13 protein-coding genes are annotated in these 17,861 nt (G+C 70.8%); 8 read left to right on the top strand and 5 right to left on the bottom strand.

Going from position 1 to position 17,861, the window contains the following annotated elements:
- Positions 1-15 precede the first annotated feature (15 nt).
- The 4 genes from ACGH52_RS26885 (at position 16) to glgB (ending at position 7,677) form a co-directional block, all read left to right on the top strand.
- Complete coding sequence (locus ACGH52_RS26885; protein ID WP_399943013.1) at positions 16-2,043, top strand: alpha-1,4-glucan--maltose-1-phosphate maltosyltransferase; 2,028 nt, start codon at positions 16-18, stop codon at positions 2,041-2,043.
- Positions 2,040-3,740, top strand: a complete 1,701-nt coding sequence (gene treS / locus ACGH52_RS26880; RefSeq protein WP_399943010.1) for a maltose alpha-D-glucosyltransferase — start codon at positions 2,040-2,042, stop codon at positions 3,738-3,740. The genes ACGH52_RS26885 and treS overlap by 4 nt, the downstream gene beginning before the upstream one ends.
- Before the next feature lie 96 nt (positions 3,741-3,836).
- Positions 3,837-5,231, top strand: a complete 1,395-nt coding sequence (locus tag ACGH52_RS26875; protein ID WP_399943007.1) for a maltokinase — start codon at positions 3,837-3,839, stop codon at positions 5,229-5,231.
- 40 nt (positions 5,232-5,271) lie between these two features.
- Entirely contained in the window at positions 5,272-7,677 is a 2,406-nt protein-coding gene (gene glgB, locus ACGH52_RS26870; protein ID WP_399943004.1) for a 1,4-alpha-glucan branching enzyme, read from the top strand.
- A 16-nt stretch (positions 7,678-7,693) separates the two neighbouring features.
- Here glgB and ACGH52_RS26865 read toward each other — a convergent pair whose 3' ends face one another.
- The 4 genes from ACGH52_RS26865 to ACGH52_RS26850 form a co-directional block, all read right to left on the bottom strand.
- On the bottom strand, positions 7,694-9,961 hold the full coding sequence (locus tag ACGH52_RS26865; protein WP_076976391.1) for an AAA family ATPase: 2,268 nt from the start codon (positions 9,959-9,961) through the stop codon (positions 7,694-7,696).
- Positions 9,962-10,093: 132 nt separating this feature from the next.
- Positions 10,094-10,408: a co-chaperone YbbN gene (locus ACGH52_RS26860; protein ID WP_076976402.1), complete on the bottom strand. Its 315-nt coding sequence runs from the start codon at positions 10,406-10,408 to the stop codon at positions 10,094-10,096.
- Positions 10,409-10,419: 11 nt separating this feature from the next.
- Positions 10,420-10,818, bottom strand: a complete 399-nt coding sequence (locus ACGH52_RS26855; RefSeq protein ID WP_059301518.1) for a MerR family transcriptional regulator — start codon at positions 10,816-10,818, stop codon at positions 10,420-10,422.
- A 145-nt stretch (positions 10,819-10,963) separates the two neighbouring features.
- Positions 10,964-12,358, bottom strand: coding sequence for a cation:dicarboxylate symporter family transporter (locus ACGH52_RS26850; protein WP_059301517.1), 1,395 nt, complete (start codon positions 12,356-12,358; stop codon positions 10,964-10,966).
- A gap of 155 nt (positions 12,359-12,513) precedes the next feature.
- On the opposite strand from ACGH52_RS26850, the gene ACGH52_RS26845 reads away from it, so the two are divergent.
- Together ACGH52_RS26845 and ACGH52_RS26840 are read left to right on the top strand one after the other, a co-directional pair.
- On the top strand, positions 12,514-14,187 hold the full coding sequence (locus ACGH52_RS26845) for an ATP-binding protein (RefSeq protein WP_399942999.1): 1,674 nt from the start codon (positions 12,514-12,516) through the stop codon (positions 14,185-14,187).
- 121 nt (positions 14,188-14,308) lie between these two features.
- Positions 14,309-15,001, top strand: coding sequence for a response regulator (locus ACGH52_RS26840; protein ID WP_063124421.1), 693 nt, complete (start codon positions 14,309-14,311; stop codon positions 14,999-15,001).
- A gap of 183 nt (positions 15,002-15,184) precedes the next feature.
- On the opposite strand, the gene ACGH52_RS26835 is transcribed toward ACGH52_RS26840, so the two are convergent.
- Positions 15,185-15,724 (bottom strand): hypothetical protein, encoded by a 540-nt coding sequence (locus tag ACGH52_RS26835; protein WP_399942996.1) that lies wholly within the window; start codon positions 15,722-15,724, stop codon positions 15,185-15,187.
- Positions 15,725-15,992: 268 nt separating this feature from the next.
- Here ACGH52_RS26835 and ACGH52_RS26830 point away from each other — a divergent pair, with 268 nt between their 5' ends.
- Both ACGH52_RS26830 and ACGH52_RS26825 read left to right on the top strand, forming a co-directional pair.
- Positions 15,993-16,397, top strand: a complete 405-nt coding sequence (locus ACGH52_RS26830) for a hypothetical protein (protein ID WP_399942993.1) — start codon at positions 15,993-15,995, stop codon at positions 16,395-16,397.
- Positions 16,394-17,848 carry a caspase domain-containing protein gene (locus ACGH52_RS26825; protein WP_399942991.1) on the top strand — a complete coding sequence of 485 codons (1,455 nt, stop codon included), beginning with the start codon at positions 16,394-16,396 and terminating at the stop codon, positions 17,846-17,848. Before ACGH52_RS26830 ends, ACGH52_RS26825 begins: the two co-directional genes overlap by 4 nt.
- Positions 17,849-17,861 lie beyond the last annotated feature (13 nt).

Below are 17,861 nucleotides of genomic sequence, written 5' to 3'. Positions count from 1 at the left end.
CGGACAGGAGCGGTCATGCCCGCCACGCACCACTCGTCAGCAGCCCCCGCGGAGAGCACCACCGTCGTCGGGCGCATCCCCGTCCTGGACGTCCGTCCGGTCGTCCAAGGGGGGCGCAGACCGGCCAAGGCCGTCACCGGCGAGACGTTCGAGGTCTCCGCCACCGTGTTCCGCGAGGGGCACGACGCGGTCGCCGCCAACGTCGTCCTGAGAGATCCCGGGGGCCGGCCGGGCCCCTGGACGCCGATGCGGGAGCTGGCCCCGGGCACCGACCGCTGGGGTGCCGAGGTCACCCCGGACGCACCCGGGCTGTGGTCGTACACCGTGGAGGCGTGGGGCGATCCGGTCACCACGTGGCGGCACCACGCGCGGATCAAGATCCCGGCGGGGATGGACACGGACCTGGTCCTGGAGGAGGGCGCCCGGCTGTACGAGCGGGCCGCCGCCGACGTCCCCGGCAGCGAGGAGCGGCGCGAGCTGCTGGCCGCCGTCGACGCGCTGCGGGACGAGACCCGGCCGCCCGCGTCCCGGCTGGCGGCGGCGTTGACGCCGCGGGTGGACGCCGTGCTCGCCCGCCACCCCCTGCGGGACCTGGTCACCTCCTCCGACCCGCTGCCCCTGCTCGTGGAGCGCGAACGCGCCCTCTACGGCGCCTGGTACGAGTTCTTCCCCCGCTCCGAGGGCACCCCCGCCCAGCCCCACGGCACCTTCCGCACCGCCGCCCGACGCCTGCCCGCCATCGCCGCCATGGGCTTCGACGTCGTCTACCTCCCCCCCGTCCACCCCATCGGCACCACCCACCGCAAAGGCCGCAACAACACCCTCACCGCCGCCCCCGACGACGTCGGCGTCCCCTGGGCCATCGGCTCCCCCGAAGGCGGCCACGACAGCATCCACCCCGCCCTGGGCACCCTCGACGACTTCGACCACTTCGTACGGGAAGCCGCAAACCTGGGCCTGGAAACCGCCCTCGACTTCGCCCTCCAGTGCTCCCCCGACCACCCCTGGGTCCACAAACACCCCGACTGGTTCCACCACCGCCCCGACGGCACCATCGCCCACGCCGAGAACCCGCCCAAGAAGTACCAGGACATCTACCCCATCGCCTTCGACGCCGACCCCGACGGCCTCGTCACCGAAACCGTGCGCATCCTGCGCTTCTGGATGGACCACGGCGTGAGGATCTTCCGCGTCGACAACCCCCACACCAAACCCGTCGCCTTCTGGGAACGCGTCATCGCCGAGATCAACCACGCCGACCCCGACGTCATCTTCCTCGCCGAGGCCTTCACCCGCCCCGCCATGATGGCGACCCTCGCCCAGATCGGTTTCCAGCAGTCCTACACCTACTTCACCTGGCGCAACACCAAACAGGAACTCACCGAGTACCTCACCGAACTCTCCGGGGACGCCGCCGCCTACATGCGGCCCAACCTCTTCACCAACACCCCCGACATCCTGCACGCCTACCTCCAGCACGGCGGCCGCCCCGCCTTCGAGGTCCGCGCCGTCCTCGCCGCCACCCTCTCCCCCACCTGGGGCATCTACAGCGGCTACGAACTCTGCGAGAACACCCCCCTGCGCGAAGGCAGCGAGGAATACCTCGACAGCGAGAAGTACCAGCTCAAACCCCGCGACTGGACCCGCGCCGACCGCGAGGGCACCACCATCGCCCCCCTCATCACCCGCCTCAACACCATCCGGCGCGAGAACCCGGCTCTGCGCCAGCTGCGCGATCTGCACTTCCACCCCACGGACAAGGAGGAGGTGATCGCCTACTCGAAGCGGCAGGGGTCGAACACGGTTCTGGTGGTCGTGAACCTCGACCCCCGCCACACCCAGGAGGCGACGGTCTCGTTGGACATGCCGCAACTCGGCCTGGACTGGCACGAGTCGGTGCCGGTGCGCGACGAGCTGACCGGCGAGACCTACCACTGGGGCAGGGCCAACTATGTGCGCCTGGAGCCGGGCCGTACGCCCGCGCACGTCTGCACGGTTCTGCGACCGTCCCACCCGCAGATCGGAGGGTCACCCATCACATGATCGTCAACGAGCCCGTGCCGGACAAGTTCGAGGACACCCCCGCCAAGGACCGCGACCCGGACTGGTTCAAACGAGCCGTCTTCTACGAGGTCCTCGTCCGCTCCTTCCAGGACAGCAACGGCGACGGCGTCGGCGACCTCAAGGGCCTCACCGCCAAACTGGACTACCTGCAATGGCTGGGCGTGGACTGCCTCTGGCTCCCGCCCTTCTTCAAGTCACCCCTGCGCGACGGCGGCTACGACGTCTCCGACTACACCGCCGTCCTGCCCGAGTTCGGCGACCTGGCCGACTTCGTGGAGTTCGTGGACGCGGCCCACCAGCGCGGCATGCGCGTGATCATCGACTTCGTCATGAACCACACCAGCGACCAGCACCCGTGGTTCCAGGAGTCCCGCACCAACCCCGACGGCCCCTACGGCGACTACTACGTCTGGGCCGACGACGACAAGCAGTTCCAGGACGCGCGGATCATCTTCGTCGACACCGAGGCGTCCAACTGGACCTACGACCCGGTGCGCAAGCAGTACTACTGGCACCGCTTCTTCTCCCACCAGCCGGACCTCAACTACGAGAACCCGGCCGTGCAGGAGGAGATGATCTCCGCGCTGAAGTTCTGGCTGGACCTGGGCATCGACGGGTTCCGGCTGGACGCGGTGCCGTACCTCTACCAGGAGGAGGGCACCAACTGCGAGAACCTCCCGGCCACCCACGACTTCCTGAAGCGGGTGCGCAAGGAGATCGACGCGCAGTACCCGGACACGGTGGTGCTGGCGGAGGCCAACCAGTGGCCGGAGGACGTGGTCGACTACTTCGGCGACTACGCCGCGGGCGGCGACGAGTGCCACATGGCCTTCCACTTCCCGGTCATGCCGCGCATCTTCATGGCGGTCAGAAGGGAGTCGCGCTACCCGGTCTCCGAGATCCTCGCCAAGACCCCGGCCATCCCGTCCGGCTGCCAGTGGGGCATCTTCCTGCGCAACCACGACGAGCTGACCCTGGAAATGGTCACCGACGAGGAACGCGACTACATGTACGCGGAGTACGCCAAGGACCCGCGGATGCGCGCCAACATCGGCATCCGACGGCGCCTGGCCCCGCTGCTCGACAACGACCGCAACCAGATCGAGCTGTTCACGGCCCTGCTGCTGTCCCTGCCCGGCTCGCCGATCCTCTACTACGGCGACGAGATCGGCATGGGCGACAACATCTGGCTCGGCGACCGCGACGCCGTCCGCACCCCGATGCAGTGGACCCCGGACCGCAACGCGGGCTTCTCGTCGTCCGACCCCGGGCGCCTGTTCCTGCCCACGATCATGGACCCGGTCTACGGCTTCCAGGTGACGAACGTCGAGGCGTCCATGGCCTCGCCGTCCTCGCTGCTGCACTGGACCCGCCGCATGATCGAGATCCGCAAGCAGAACGTGGCCTTCGGCCTGGGCAGCTACACCGAGCTGCCCTCCTCCAACCCCGCGGTGCTGGCCTTCCTGCGGGAGTACGGGGACGACCTGGTGCTGTGCGTCCACAACTTCTCCCGGTTCGCCCAGCCCACGGAACTCGACCTGAGCGCCTTCGGCGGGCGCCATCCCGTCGAGCTGTTCGGCGGAGTCCGCTTTCCGGCCGTCGGCGACCTGCCGTACCTGCTGACCCTGGGCGGGCACGGCTTCTACTGGTTCCGGCTGCGCAAGGACGCCGTCTAGATACCGGCCCCGTCCCCGGGCGGGGCGGTTTCCACCGTTCCGCCCGGGGCACGCATCAGTAACCACCCCGACGATCCGGGGAAAGGACGCGACGCCATGTCGGAAGCCGTCATACGCACCGATACGAACCCTCCGGGCCTCCTTGCGTCACTCGATCCACTGCTGCGGGAGTGGCTGCCGCGGCAGCGCTGGTTCGCCGGCAAGGGACGCCCGGTGACCGGCTTCTCCCTGGTCGCGGCCACCGAACTGCTCCCGGCCGACTCCCGCCTCGGCCTCCACCACGTGCTGGTCCGCGCCCACCAGCCGCACACGCCGGCCGGTGGCGCGGCCGAGGAGCCGGGCGACTGCTACCAGCTCCTGATCGGCACGCGCGAGGCGTTGCCGCCCCGGCTCGCGCCCGCGCTGATCGGGCATGTGACCGAGGGCCCGGCGGCCGGACGCACCGCCTACGACGCCCTGTACGACACCCGTCCCGCCGAGGTGCTGCTGGAGGCGCTGCGCACCCGGGCCCGCATCGGCGGGCTGCGCTTCGAGCGGGCACCGGACGTGGACGTCCGCGCGGGGCTGGTGCCGCGGCTGATGACCGCCGAGCAGTCCAACTCGTCGGTCGTGTACGGAGATACGTTCATTCTCAAGCTGCTGCGGCGGATCGTGCCCGGCGTCAACCCCGACCTGGAACTGCCGCTGGCCCTGGCCCGGGAGGGCTGCCCCCGGGTACCGGCACCGGCGGGCTGGATGACGGCCGACCTGGCCGACCGGTCCTGGGTGCTGGGCGTGCTCCAGCCCTATCTGCAGGGTGCGACCGACGGCTGGGAACTGGCGCTGCGCGAGCTGGCCAAGGGCGAGGACTTCACCGCCGAGGCCCGGGCGCTCGGGCGGGCCACCGCCGAGGTGCACACCGCGCTGACCCGCGCGCTGCCGACCGTCACCCTCGGCCACGCCCAGGCCCGGCAGCTCGCCGACGGCATGACCGAGCGGCTGGCACAGGCCGCACAGGCGGTACCCCTGCTCCGGCCGTACGCACCCGCGCTGCGGACGGCGTTCACGGCGCTGGCCGACCTGGCCGCCGAGGGCCGCGCCTGGACCGCGCAGCGCGTCCACGGCGACCTGCACCTCGGCCAGTGCCTGCGCTCGCCCGGCGGGCAGTGGTCGCTGATCGACTTCGAGGGGGAACCGGCGAAACCCCTGGCCGAGCGCCGGCTGCCGCAGCCGACGGTGCGGGACGTCGCCGGGATGCTGCGCTCCTTCGACTACGCCGCGCACTCGGCCGAGATACGCGTGCCGGGCTGGGCCGAGTCCTGCCGGTCCGCGTACTGCACCGGGTACGCGGAGGGCGGCGGCCGGGACCCGCGCACCGATCCGGTGCTGCTGCGCGCCTACGAGACGGACAAGGCGGTCTACGAGGTCCTGTACGAGGCCCGGCACCGTCCCGACTGGCTCCCGGTTCCCCTGGCGGCGGTGCGCCGCCTGTCCGTGCCCGAGCCCGCATGACGCCCACGCCCGCTCCCACTTCGCCCAGGAGGCCCCGCCCGTGACCCCCCGCCCCTCGTCCAGCGGCCCCGAACCGAAGAAGACGACCGGGAAGAAGACAGCCGGGAAGGAGACGGCCAAGGCCGCGAAGAAGGCGGTCGCGAAGAAGGCCGTCACGAAGAAGACCGTCGCCAAGAAGACCGCCCCGAAGAAGACGGCTCCGAGGAAGACCGCGCCCAGGGAGGAAGCCACCGGTGCCTCCCCCGAGACCGAGGTGGCCGTCTCCCCCGCGCTGGACGCCGGTGACCGGGAGCGGCTGCTCGCCGGGACGCACCACGATCCGCACGCGGTGCTCGGCGGCCACCGGGTGCCCGGCGGGGTCGCGTTCCGCGCGTTCCGGCCGTACGCCCTGGCGGTGACCGTGCTGTCCGGGGAGCTGCGGGTCGAACTGCACGACGACGGCGACGGGTTCTTCTCCGGTCTGGTGCCGCTGAGCGAGGTCCCGCTGCACCGGCTGCTCGTGGCGTACGAGGGGACGGTCCAGGAGGTCGAGGACCCGTACCGCTTCCTGCCCACCCTGGGCGAGCTGGACCTGCACCTGCTCGGCGAGGGGCGGCACGAGCAGTTGTGGCGGGCGCTCGGCGCGCACCCGACGACGCGGGACGGGGTGGCGGGCACCCGGTTCGCGGTGTGGGCGCCGAACGCCCGCGGGGTCCGGGTGGCCGGCGGCTTCAACTTCTGGGACGGCACCGGCCACCCGATGCGCTCCCTCGGCTCGACCGGGGTGTGGGAGCTGTTCCTGCCCGGCGTCGGCGCGGGCGAGCTGTACAAGTTCGAGATCACCCGGCCCGACGGCTCCCGCACCTTCCGCGCCGACCCGCTGGCCCGCCGTACCGAGGTGCCGCCCGCCACGTCCTCCGTCGTGCACGCCTCGCACTACACGTGGGGCGACGAGGAGTGGCTGGCCCACCGCGCGGACGCGCCCGCGCACGAGGCGCCGATGTCGGTGTACGAGGTCCACCTGCCGTCCTGGCGCCCGGGACTGACCTACCGCGAGCTGGCGGAGCAGCTCCCGGCCTACGTCGCCGACCTGGGCTTCACCCACGTCGAGCTGATGCCGGTCGCCGAGCACCCCTTCGGCGGTTCCTGGGGCTACCAGGTCACCGGCTTCTACGCGCCCACGGCCCGGCTCGGCGACCCCGACGACTTCAAGTACCTGGTCGACCGGCTGCACCGGGCCGGGATCGGCGTCCTGATGGACTGGGTGCCGGCGCACTTCCCGCGCGACGACTGGGCGCTGGCCGAGTTCGACGGGCGCCCGCTGTACGAGCACTCCGACCCGCTGCGGGCGGCGCATCCGGACTGGGGGACGCTGGAGTTCGACTTCGGGCGCCGGGAGGTGCGCAACTTCCTGGTGGCCAACGCCGTGTACTGGTGCGAGGAGTTCCACATCGACGGGCTGCGCGTGGACGCCGTCGCCTCGATGCTCTACCTGGACTACTCGCGCGAGCCGGGCCAGTGGACGCCGAACGAGCACGGCGGCCGGGAGAACCTGGACGCGGTGGCGTTCCTCCAGGAGATGAACGCGACGCTGTACCGGCGGGTGCCCGGCGTCGTGACGGTGGCGGAGGAGTCGACGGCCTGGGACGGGGTTACGCGGGCCACCCACCATCAGGGGCCGAGCGGTTTCGGCGGACTGGGCTTCGGGCTCAAGTGGAACATGGGGTGGATGCACGACTCGCTGGAGTACATGAGCCGCGAGCCGGTGCACCGCAAGTACCACCACGGCGAGCTGACCTTCTCGATGGTGTACGCGTACAGCGAGAACTACGTGCTGCCGATATCCCATGACGAGGTGGTGCACGGCAAGAAGTCGCTGGTGTCGAAGATGCCCGGCGACTGGTGGCAGCAGCGGGCCAACGAGCGGGCGTACCTGGGCTACATGTGGGCCCACCCGGGCAAGCAACTGCTGTTCATGGGGCAGGAGTTCGCGCAGGGCGCGGAGTGGTCGGAGGCGCACGGCCCCGACTGGTGGCTGCTGGACCCGGAGTACGGGGCGGCGGCGGACCACCGGGGCGTGCGTGACCTGGTGCGGGACCTGAACACCGTCTACCGGGCCACGCCCGCGCTGTGGCGGCGCGACACCCATCCCTCCGGGTTCGCCTGGGTGGTCGGGGACGCCGCCGAGGACGACGTGCTGGCGTTCCTGCGCCTGGACGCCGACGGCACCCCGCTGCTCGCGGTGTCGAACTTCGCCCCGGTGGTCCGCTCCGGCTACCGCCTCGGTGTGCCCGACGACGTCCCGGCCTGGCACGAGGTGCTCAACACCGACGCCGCCCGGTACGGCGGCGGCGACGTGGTCACCCCCGACCCGGTCAAGCCGGAGGCCCAGGGGTGGCACGGCCGCCCGGCGAGCATCCGCCTGACCCTGCCACCCCTGGCGACGGTGTGGCTCCGCCCGGCCTGACCGGCCGGCCCGCCCGTCAGTCCGCGTCCACCAGCCCCTTCGGCAGCGGCTCGCTGTGCAGGACGGCGAGGTGCTGGGTGGCGCGGGTGAGGGCGACGTACAGGTCGCTGGTGCCGTAGCGGCCGGGCTCGACGACCAGGACGGAGTCGAACTCCAGGCCCTTGGACTGGCGGGGGTCCAGGAGGACCGTCTTGTGCGTCAGGTCCGGTTCGGCGCCCGCCGTCACGCCGTCGAGCCGGGCCGCGAGCACCCGGTGCAGCTCGCGCGGCGCGATGACGGCGAGGCGCCCCTCCTCGGGGAGCAGTTCCCGGGCCGCCTCGGCGACGGCGGCCGGGAGGTCGCCGGTGGCGCGGACCCAGGGGCGTACGCCCGTCGAGCGCACCGAACTCGGCGGCGTGAACTCCGGGTCCTCGGCGCGGACCACGGCCGCCGCCAGGTCCATGATCTCGGCCGGGGTGCGGTAGTTGACGCCCAGGCGGGTGTGCTCCCAGCGGTCCTCGACGTAGGGGGCGAGGATCTTCGACCAGGAGCCGACACCGGCCGCCTCCGCGGTCTGCGCCGGGTCGCCGACCAGGGTCATGGAGCGGGTCGGGCAGCGGCGCATCAGCAGCCGCCAGGCCATCGGGGACAGCTCCTGCGCCTCGTCCACGATGATGTGCCCGAACGCCCAGGTGCGGTCGGCCGCGGCGCGTTCGGCGGCGCTGCGGTGGTCGTCCTCCTCCTGGCGCTCGGCGAACCGCTCGGCGTCGATGATGTCGTGCGCCGACAGCACCTCCGCGTCGTCGTCGTGCTTGTCCTCGAACTCGTAGGTCCGGGACGCGTACGACACGTCCAGCACGCCCTGCGCGTAGGCGATCTGCTCCTCGCGCTCGCGTTCGGCGCGGGAGCGGGCGATCCGGTCGTCCACGCCGAGCAGTTCGGCCGCCTCGTCCAGCAGGGGCACGTCGGCGACGGTCCAGCGCCGGGTGACCGGGCGGCGGACGGCGGCGGCGTCCTCGGCGGGCAGGAACGCCTCGGGGGCGGCGAGGAAGTCGGCGACCAGGCGCTGCGGGGTGAGCCGGGGCCACAGCTGGTCGACGGCGGACCAGACCTCGGGGTTCTCGGCGAGTTCGTCGCGGATCTGGGTGATGTCGCTGGGGTCGAGGAGGTTGGAGCCGTCGTAGGGGTCGGTGCCGATGCGCTCGGCGACCATGTCGGTGAGGGTGTTGAGGATGTGGCCCTCGAAGTGCTCGCGGGCCGCGTTGTGCGGGAGCTTCGCGGCGCGGGTGCGCTCGCGGGCGACGTTGACCAGGTCGTCGTCGAGCATGAGGATCTCGCGGTCGTGCTCGATCGCGATGACCGGGTCGGGCAGCGCCTGCCGGTCGCGGACCACCTCGGCGAGCACGTCCGCCATGTCGGCCCGGCCCTTCACGGCCGCCGCCTCGGGCGTGTCCGTCGCCGTGGCCTTCACGCCGGGGAACAGCTCGCCGACGGTGGCGAGGAGCACGCCGGTCTCACCGAGGGAGGGCAGCACCTCGCCGATGTAGCCGAGGAAGGCCGGGTTGGGGCCGACGATGAGGACGGCGCGCTTGGCGAGCAGTTCGCGGTGCTCGTAGAGGAGGTAGGCGGCACGGTGCAGGGCGACGGCGGTCTTGCCGGTGCCGGGGCCGCCCTCGACGACCAGGACGCCGCGGTGCGGGGCGCGGATGATGCGGTCCTGGTCGGCCTGGATGGTCTGCACGATGTCGCCCATGCGGCCGGTGCGCGCGGAGTTCAGCGCGGCGAGCAGCACGGCGTCGCCGGAGGGGTCCTCGTGGCCGGTGCGGGTCTCGTCGCCGAGGTCGAGGATCTCGTCGTGCAGGGCGGTGACCGTGCGGCCCTCGCTGGTGATGTGCCGGCGGCGGCGCAGCCCCATCGGGGTGTGACCGGTGGCCAGGTAGAAGGGGCGGGCGACACCGGCCCGCCAGTCGATCAGGACCGGGGTGCGTTCGGCGTCGTCGGCGCGCAGTCCGATGCGGCCGATGTGGTGGCCCTGTCCGGAGGTGAGGTCGATCCGGCCGAAGCAGAGGGAGCCGTCCACCGCGTTGAGCGCGGCGAGCAGCCCGGAGCGCTCGGCGACCAGGATGTCTCGCTCCAGACGGGCCTGCTGGGGGGTGTTGCCCTGGGCGAGCGCGTCGGTGACGGCGTCCTCGGTGTCGCCGCGCAGCGCGTCCACGCGCGCGTACAGTCCGTCGATGAATTCCTGCTCGTGCAGCAATTCATCGTCCGGAAATTCGGTGTTTGACAATTCCACTCCCGGCCGCATATACTGTGCCTACTGAACTTCTTCGCGACCTCATATTTCTGAAGTCACGAATCAACGAATATACGCAGAGAAATCCCCCGAGCGCAATTGCTCGGGGGATTTTTTCGTGTGCCGACCGGTCTGCCGGGCCGGTCAGAGCACGTCGGCCAGTTCCTCCAGGAGCCGCCGCTTGGGCCGGGAGCCGACCATCGACTTCACCGGCTCGCCGTCGCGGAACACCAAGAACGTCGGCATCGACAGCACCTTGTACGCGTTCGTCGTCGCCGGGTTCCGGTCGACGTTCAGCTGCACCACCCGCAGCCGGTCGCCCTCCTCCTCGGCCAGCGCGCCGAGCACCGGCGCCATCTGCCGGCACGGCGGGCACCAGTCGGCGGTGAACTCCACCAGCACGGGCAGGTCAGAACCGATCACCTCCGCCGCGAAGTCCGCGTCCGTCACCTCGGGCACCCCGCTGGTCTTCATCCGTGTCCTCCCAGTTCGCACTTGGGCTCCGGACCCCCCGGAGCCGCCGCCTCGGCCCGCGTCAACTGCGCGGCGACCTGTGCGCGCACCGACGTGAGCTGCTCGATCAGCGTGTCCAGCTCGGCCAGCTTGCGCCGGTAGACCACCAGGGACGCCGGGCACGAGTCGCCCTCGGGGTGCCCGGCGCGCAGGCACTCCACGAAGGGGCGGGTCTCCTCCAGGTCGAACCCGAAGTCCTGGAGGGTCCTGATCTGCCGCAGCAGCCTCAGGTCGTCCTCGTCGTAGGTGCGGTAGCCGTTGCCGCCCCGCCGTGCGGGCAGCAGGCCCCGCGACTCGTAGTACCGCAGCGTCCGCGTGGTGGTTCCGGCCCGTGCGGCCAGCTCGCCGATTCGCATGCGGACGAACGTAAGCCTTGACCCGGACGTCAAGGCAAGAAGCCCCGCGCCGGGGGGAGGGCGCGGGGCTTCTTCGGGGGGACCGGGCGGCTGAGCAACGGGGGGAGCACCTCAGCCGCCCGGCGTGCGGGGCGTCGTACGGGTGTCAGGCCCGCGCCAGCTCCTTCTCGCCGCCCTGCTCGGGCAGGTCCGGCGCGTCCTCGGTGTCGGCGGCGCCGTGGCCGTCGTCGAGGAGCGTCTTCTCGTCGAACGGGGCCCGGCCGGCCAGCACCTCGTTCACCCGGTCCTTGTCGATCTCCTTGGTCCAGGTGCCGATGAGGACGGTGGCGACGGCGTTGCCGCCGAAGTTGGTCAGGGCGCGGGCCTCGCTCATGAAGCGGTCGATGCCGACGATCAGGCCGATGCCGTCCACCAGGGCGGGCTTGTGCGACTGCAGGCCGCCGGCCAGCGTGGCGAGACCGGCGCCGGAGACACCGGCGGCGCCCTTGGAGGCCACCAGCAGGAAGAGCAGCAGCGGGATCTGCTCACCGATCGACATCGGCGTACCCATGGCGTCCGAGATGAACAGCGAGGCCATGGTCATGTAGATCATGGTGCCGTCGAGGTTGAACGAGTAGCCGGTCGGGACGGTGATGCCGACCACCGGCTTGCTGACGCCCAGGTGCTCCATCTTCGCGATGAGGCGCGGCAGCGCCGACTCCGACGAGGACGTGGACAGGATCAGCAGGAACTCGCGGCCCAGGTACTTGAAGAGCGAGAAGACGTTGATCCCGGCCACGACGCGCAGCACCGTGCCCAGCACCAGGAAGAGGAAGAGGACGCAGGTGACGTAGAAGCCGAGCATCAGCACGGCCAGGCTCTTGAGCGCGTCGACGCCCGCCGAGCCGGTGACGGCGGCGATGGCGCCGAAGGCACCGACCGGGGCCGCCCACATGATCATCGCCAGGACGCGGAAGACCAGCCGCTGGATGTGCTCGATGCCGCGCAGGACGGGCTGCCCGGCCGAGCCCATCGCCTGCAGGGCGAAGCCGCAGAGCAGGGCGATGAGCAGGGTCTGGAGCACCTCGCCCGCGGTGAAGGCGGAGACGATCGTGGTCGGGATGATGCCCATCAGGAAGTCGACGGTGCCCTTGGCCTCCGCGTCGACCTGTGCCTGGCCGGTCTCCTTGACGGCGTCGGTGACCGCGAGGCCCGTGCCCGGGTCCAGGATGTTGCCGACGATCAGGCCGATGGCGAGCGCCACCAGCGACATCACCAGGAAGTAGACCAGGGCGATACCGCCCACCGCGCCGACCTTGGCGGCCTTGCGGACCGAGCCGATGCCCAGCACGATCGTGCAGAAGATGATCGGCGAGATCATCATCTTGATCAGGTTCACGAAGCCGGTGCCGAGCGGCTTCAGCTCGGTGGCGAAGTCGGGGGCGGCCAGACCGACGGCGATACCGAGGGCGACCGCGATGATCACGGCGATGTAGAGATAGTGCGTGCGGTCGCGCTTGGCTTTGGGTGCGGCAGGTGCCGTAGCGGCTTTGCTGGTCACGGCGGCCCTCCTTGACGACGTCGTCGGCATCACCGGCGTGCGGCTCACGTCCGGGGGTGTTGTAGCGGGGACGGGGTGACTATCTCCCGGCATGTGAGCGCGGTCACCCTTGCGTTCATTGAGTTCACAATCCAGCCACGAGAGAGACTGGCGGCATGCACCTCCGCGTCCCGAGACCCCGCAGCCTGGCCGGGCAGCTCTTCGCCATGCAGGCCGTACTGATAGCGGTCGTCGTGGTCGGGTACGCGCTGTTCAGCTACATCAGCGACCGGGGGCAGGCACAGGACGCGGCCGGGCGTCAGGCCAGGGCGGTGTCGCTGGCGATCGCCGACTCGCCGTCGGTGGCGGAGGCGATCCGCACCCCGGACCCGACGGCGCGCCTCCAGCCGTACGCGGTGCGGGTGATGCGGGACACCGACGTCGACTTCGTGACGATCATGAACCCGGAGGGCATCCGCTGGACCCACCCCGAGCCGAAGCAAATCGGCCATCCCTTCCAGGGCCATATCGAGCGCGCGCAGCGGGGCGAGACCTTCACCGAGACCTACACGGGCACGCTCGGCCCCTCGGTCCGGGCGGTCACACCGATCACGGACGACGGCCGGATCGTCGGTCTCGTCTCCGCCGGGATCAAGGTCGAGGAGATCAGCAAGCGGGCGCAGGAGCAGCTCACGGCCCTGACGGGGGTGGCGGCCGGGGCGCTGCTGCTCGGTGCGGTCGGTACGTACGTGATCAACGCGCGGCTGCGCCGGCACACGCACGGGATGAACGCGGACGAGCTGAGCCGGATGCACGACTACCATCAGGCGGCGCTGCACGCGGTGCGGGAGGGGCTGCTGATGCTGGACGGGCAGTACCGTGTCGCGCTGATCAACGACGGCGGTCGGGAGCTGCTGGGCGTGCGCGGTGACGTGGTCGGCGCCTCGGTGGCGGACCTGGGGCTGCCCTCGCAGCTGACGGGGGCGCTGCTGGCGTCGGAGCAGCGGGTGGACGAGGTGCATCTGGCGGCGGAGCGGGTGCTGGTGGTGAACACCTCGCCGGTGTCCGGCGGTGAGCGCCGGGGCACGGTGGTGACGCTGCGGGACGTGACCGAACTGCAGTCGCTGACGGGCGAGCTGAACTCGGAGCGCGGTTTCACGCAGGCGTTGCGTTCGCAGGCGCACGAGGCGGCGAACCGGCTGCACACGGTGGTCTCGCTGATCGAGCTGGGACGGGCGGAGGAGGCCGTGGAGTTCGCGACGGCGGAGCTGGAGCTGGCGCAGGCGCTGACCGACCAGGTGGTGGCGGCGGTGAGCGAGCCGGTGCTCGCGGCGCTGCTGCTGGGCAAGACGGCGCAGGCCAACGAGCGGGGAGTGGAGCTGGTGGTGTCGCAGGACAGCCGACTGGACGACGGACTGCTCCCGCCGTCGCTGCCCGCCCGGGACCTGGTGACGATCCTGGGCAACCTGGTGGACAACGCGGTGGACGCGGCGCAGGGCGCGGTGCCCGCGCGGGTGACGGTCGCGGCGTACACGGAGGGTTCCGGCGCCGACGGCTCCGAGCTGGTGCTGCGCGTGTCGGACACCGGCGCCGGCGTCGATCCCGCCCACGCCGACCTGGTCTTCCAGCGGGGCTACTCGACCAAGCCGGCCGACGAGGGCGGACGCGGCCTGGGCCTCGCCCTGGTCCGGCAGGCGGTGCGGCGGCACGACGGCACCCTGACCGTGACGGAGGCGGAGGGCGGCGGCGCCCGCTTCGAGGCCCGGCTGCCGCTGGGCGATGCCAGGGGCGGCGAGTCGGCCCCGGCCGCGGTGACGGGCAGCAGACCGGGGCCCGGGGGTGCGGTGTGAGACGGCGGCGACCGGTCATGGGGGCCGTCCCGGTCGGCGCGGGCCGCCCGATCGCCGCCGCGCGCCGTGCGGCTCACGGAATCCGCCGCCCCGGCGCGACGGCTCACCCCGGGGGTGCCGTATGAGCACCGCCGACGCGCAGCCCATCCGGGTCCTGGTCGTCGAGGACGACCCGGTCGCCGCCGACGCGCACGTGATGTACGTCGGCCGGGTGCCGGGGTTCACCGCGGTCGGCAAGGCCCACACCGGCGCGGAGGCCCGCCGCATGCTCGACCGCACGCCGGTCGACCTGCTCCTGCTCGACCTCCACCTCCCGGACGTGCACGGACTCCAGCTCGCCCGGTCACTGCGCGCGGCGGGACACCACACCGACGTGATAGCGGTGACGTCGGCGCGGGACCTGACGATGGTGCGCGAGGGGGTGTCGCTGGGCGTCGTCCAGTACGTCCTGAAGCCCTTCACCTTCGCCACCCTGCGCGACCGGCTGGTGCGCTACGCCGAGTTCCGGAGCACCGCCGGGGAGGCGAGCGGCCAGGACGAGGTGGACCGGGCCCTGGCCACCCTGCGCGCCCCCGGCCCGGCGGCCCTGCCCAAGGGCCTGAGCGGCCCGACCCTGGAGCGGGTGACGGGCGCCCTGCGCGGCGCGACCGAGGGCCTCACGGCCGCCGGGGTCGCCGAGGCGGTGGGCATCTCCCGCATCACGGCCCGGCGTTACCTGGAGCACCTGGTGGACGCGGGGCGCGCTGGGCGGAGCCCGCAGTACGGGCAGGTGGGGCGGCCGGAGTTGGTGTACCGGTGGGTGCGGGGGCGGTGAGCCGCGCCGCCCGGCGGGCCTGCGGGCCTGCTCTGCGTCTCCGGTCGGGTCGGGTACGGGCCCGTCACGGCTTCCACCGTGCCACCCCGTGCGTGGAGGCGACGCCGTGACCGTGCCAGGCCCTGCGAGCAGCCCGGTCACCGCCTCGCCCCACTCCCGTACGGCCTCCCGCCTGCGGGGCGCTCACGCCGGCCTCGCGTACCACACGACCTGCGCGGCGAGCCCCGCCACGGCGAGCGCCTCCAGCACCGAGAGTGCGACGAGCAGGGCACCGGCGTCCCCGTTCGCCCAGAAGACGGCCAACGCCGCCAGCGGTACCGCGCAGAACGCCGTCAGGTCGATCACGGTCTGGATCGTCTTCCGGGACCGGCGCCGGGTGTCGGTCCGGTGGTACGCCTCCCACCCGAAGGTCGCGAACCCGCCGCCGTGCGCCGCGAGTTCGGCCAGCTTGGGCCCCAGGTCGTCCCGGACGTAGAGCCCGATCGCCGAGATCTTCTCGTCGTTGACGAGGTAGGTCCACCCGAGGACGAGGCACACCGGCGGCAGCGCGAGGAGCATCGAGGGCTGCTCGGCCTGTGCCGTGGCGGCGATGACGGCGGCGACGACGGCGAGCGTCACGTAGAGGAGGTTGTCCCGGAACCCGATCCTCGCCCTCTGCTCGCTCTTCACGCTCTCGTACTCGGCGAGCAGCAACTGCCCGACCGTGACGTCCTGTTCCGGCATTCGAATCCCTTCTCCCAGCGGTGGCTCATGACTATGCCGGGCACCCGCGTCGAGAAGGGCCGGCTCCCCGGCAGTCCCTCGGTCCGAGCCGGCCGACTGGACGCCCTGGTGGTCCCGGGCATGCTTGCAAAACAGTCATGTCGGCCAGGCGCGGCCCCCTACCCTGTCCCTGATGACACGGGGTATGGAGATGAACGGACCAACCACACGAGCGTCATGCCACTCGCCTTCTCTCTCGCAACCCCCGTAGGGACAGTAGGGAGCCGTCATGCACATCGAGATCGCGGTCGCAGCGAACGACAGTACGGTCATTCATGACTTGTACTACTGGTTCCGTCAAGACGACGATATTTGGCGTCACGCGGAGATGCGGCTGCGGCCGTCGCAGACGAGCGGCACCATGGGAGCGGCCGAGACCATCGACATGGTTCTCAGCCACGGCTTTGACTTGGCGACTCTGGTACTGAGCTACGCCACATGGCGTGCCGGACGTCCGGCGGCCCCTCCGACAACGATCACCGTTGATGATGTGTCGGTAACGACGCAAAGCTCTTCGGAGGAGGAGGTGCGCCGTATCGTGAGTCTGCTGCGGTCTGCATCGCCCGCGACGTCTACGGACGACGGCAGCGCTGGACAGCAACAGGGACAGTCCGCGTCCGGGGATGCCGGATGAGTCTGCCGGACCCCACCAGATCTCGCGCGGTACTGATCGGAGTGGACAGCTATCGTCATCTCGACGATTTACCGGCGGTGAGTAACAACCTCAAGAGACTTGCCGCGCTGTTGAGGAAACCCGAGGTCTGGGGCCTGCCAAAGGATCACTGCGTTCTGCTTCACAATCCCCCCTCGTCCGAGAGGGTTCTCGACGCGGTCCACGAGGCAGCCTCCGAGGCCCGTGAGGCTTTTGTCGTGTACTTTGCGGGCCACGGACTGCTGTCGCAGAACTTGGAGCTGCAGCTTGCCCTGTCGGGGTCCGAGCCAGGAAGACGGATGTACCGGGGCATTTCCTACGACGCTCTTCGCTCGGAGGTCCTGGAGTGCCGCGCATGGAGCAAGGTCGTCATTCTGGACTGCTGCAACAGTGGGAACGCACTGGCCGGCATGGGCACCCAAGACACTGTCGCGGATCAGACGGCAGTGGACGGGACGTATGTGATCACCGCGTCCCCCAAGGGAAAACCGGCCATGGCCCCGGTCGGGGAGAAGTTCACGACCTTCACCGGCGAGTTGGTGAAGGCTATCGATGAAGGCGTCCCCGACGCCGACAGTCTGCTGGACATGGAGTCCCTTTTCCAGCATGTCCGCCACGAACTGATCGCAAGAGGGCTGCCAAAGCCGCAGAAGCGTGCGGGAAACGACGGGCATCGGATCACGCTGTTCCGCAACCGCTGGGCCGGTCGCCCACGTCCTGCGCCGGATACGGGACCGAGGGGCGGATCACTGCGAACAGTCCCGCGGTCCGGCGTCACGGCCGGGTCGGGCGCCCTGGCGGGCGTCACCTCCTTCCGTGCTGACGACGGAAGTCTTCGCCGGGAAGATTTACAGCAGGACCGAAAGCCGGAAGCACCTTCCGACATCGCTCAGAGATCCCCGCGCAGGGGATTGGCGGCATGGATCGAAAAGCCGGTGGGCACTGCGGTACTCGGGGGCGGGGTGATTCTTCTTCTCGCAGGCCTTCTCGTGGCCGCGATGCTCATGCCGGGCAAAAGCTATGGAGACCTTCGATACCAAGGGGGCGACAAACCGAAGGGTGACGAGGGCGGATGCTATGGCATCAGCTACGGTGGCGGCACCGGAGAGCAATGCCACAAGGCCACTTGGGCTTGGCAACTGCCCCCCGGCAAGTCGATAAGGGCAACGTTTAGATTTGAATCGCCTAAGTCCGATCGAGACCTCGTGGGGAAGATTCAACTAAAGGACAGTTGCGGGGCTGCCGTAGAGTGGTCTCTTTCCGCTGATTCGACCCGGGTGGCCGCGGACGATCGGACCATTGAGGACACCCCGGTAGAACACTCTGCCCCTTTGCCGGAAAAGACCAAGCAGGTGGTGCTCGCCGCACGACGCGTCGACACCGACTCCTGTACCGCCACACTTGAGTGGAAAGGGGTGTACCTGGATCCGTAACACCGTATCGCCG

Source organism: Streptomyces sp. BBFR25 (assembly GCF_044590125.1).
Classification (GTDB): Bacteria; Actinomycetota; Actinomycetes; order Streptomycetales; family Streptomycetaceae; genus Streptomyces; species Streptomyces canus_D.
Note: the sequence above shows the minus strand (reverse complement) of the source record. Positions and strands in the feature narration are given on the sequence as shown.

Excerpts from the sequence above, each read along its gene's own strand:
- ACGH52_RS26845 (WP_399942999.1), top strand. The coding sequence starts at position 12,514 with ATGCACCTCCGCGTCCCGAGACCCCGCAGCCTGGCCGGGCAGCTCTTC.
- ACGH52_RS26865 (WP_076976391.1), bottom strand. The coding sequence starts at position 9,961 with ATGCGGCCGGGAGTGGAATTGTCAAACACCGAATTTCCGGACGATGAA.
- ACGH52_RS26835 (WP_399942996.1), bottom strand. The coding sequence starts at position 15,724 with ATGCCGGAACAGGACGTCACGGTCGGGCAGTTGCTGCTCGCCGAGTAC.
- ACGH52_RS26840 (WP_063124421.1), top strand. The coding sequence starts at position 14,309 with ATGAGCACCGCCGACGCGCAGCCCATCCGGGTCCTGGTCGTCGAGGAC.
- ACGH52_RS26825 (WP_399942991.1), top strand. The coding sequence starts at position 16,394 with ATGAGTCTGCCGGACCCCACCAGATCTCGCGCGGTACTGATCGGAGTG.
- ACGH52_RS26885 (WP_399943013.1), top strand. The coding sequence starts at position 16 with ATGCCCGCCACGCACCACTCGTCAGCAGCCCCCGCGGAGAGCACCACC.
- ACGH52_RS26855 (WP_059301518.1), bottom strand. The coding sequence starts at position 10,818 with ATGCGAATCGGCGAGCTGGCCGCACGGGCCGGAACCACCACGCGGACG.
- ACGH52_RS26830 (WP_399942993.1), top strand. The coding sequence starts at position 15,993 with ATGCACATCGAGATCGCGGTCGCAGCGAACGACAGTACGGTCATTCAT.
- ACGH52_RS26875 (WP_399943007.1), top strand. The coding sequence starts at position 3,837 with ATGTCGGAAGCCGTCATACGCACCGATACGAACCCTCCGGGCCTCCTT.
- treS (WP_399943010.1), top strand. The coding sequence starts at position 2,040 with ATGATCGTCAACGAGCCCGTGCCGGACAAGTTCGAGGACACCCCCGCC.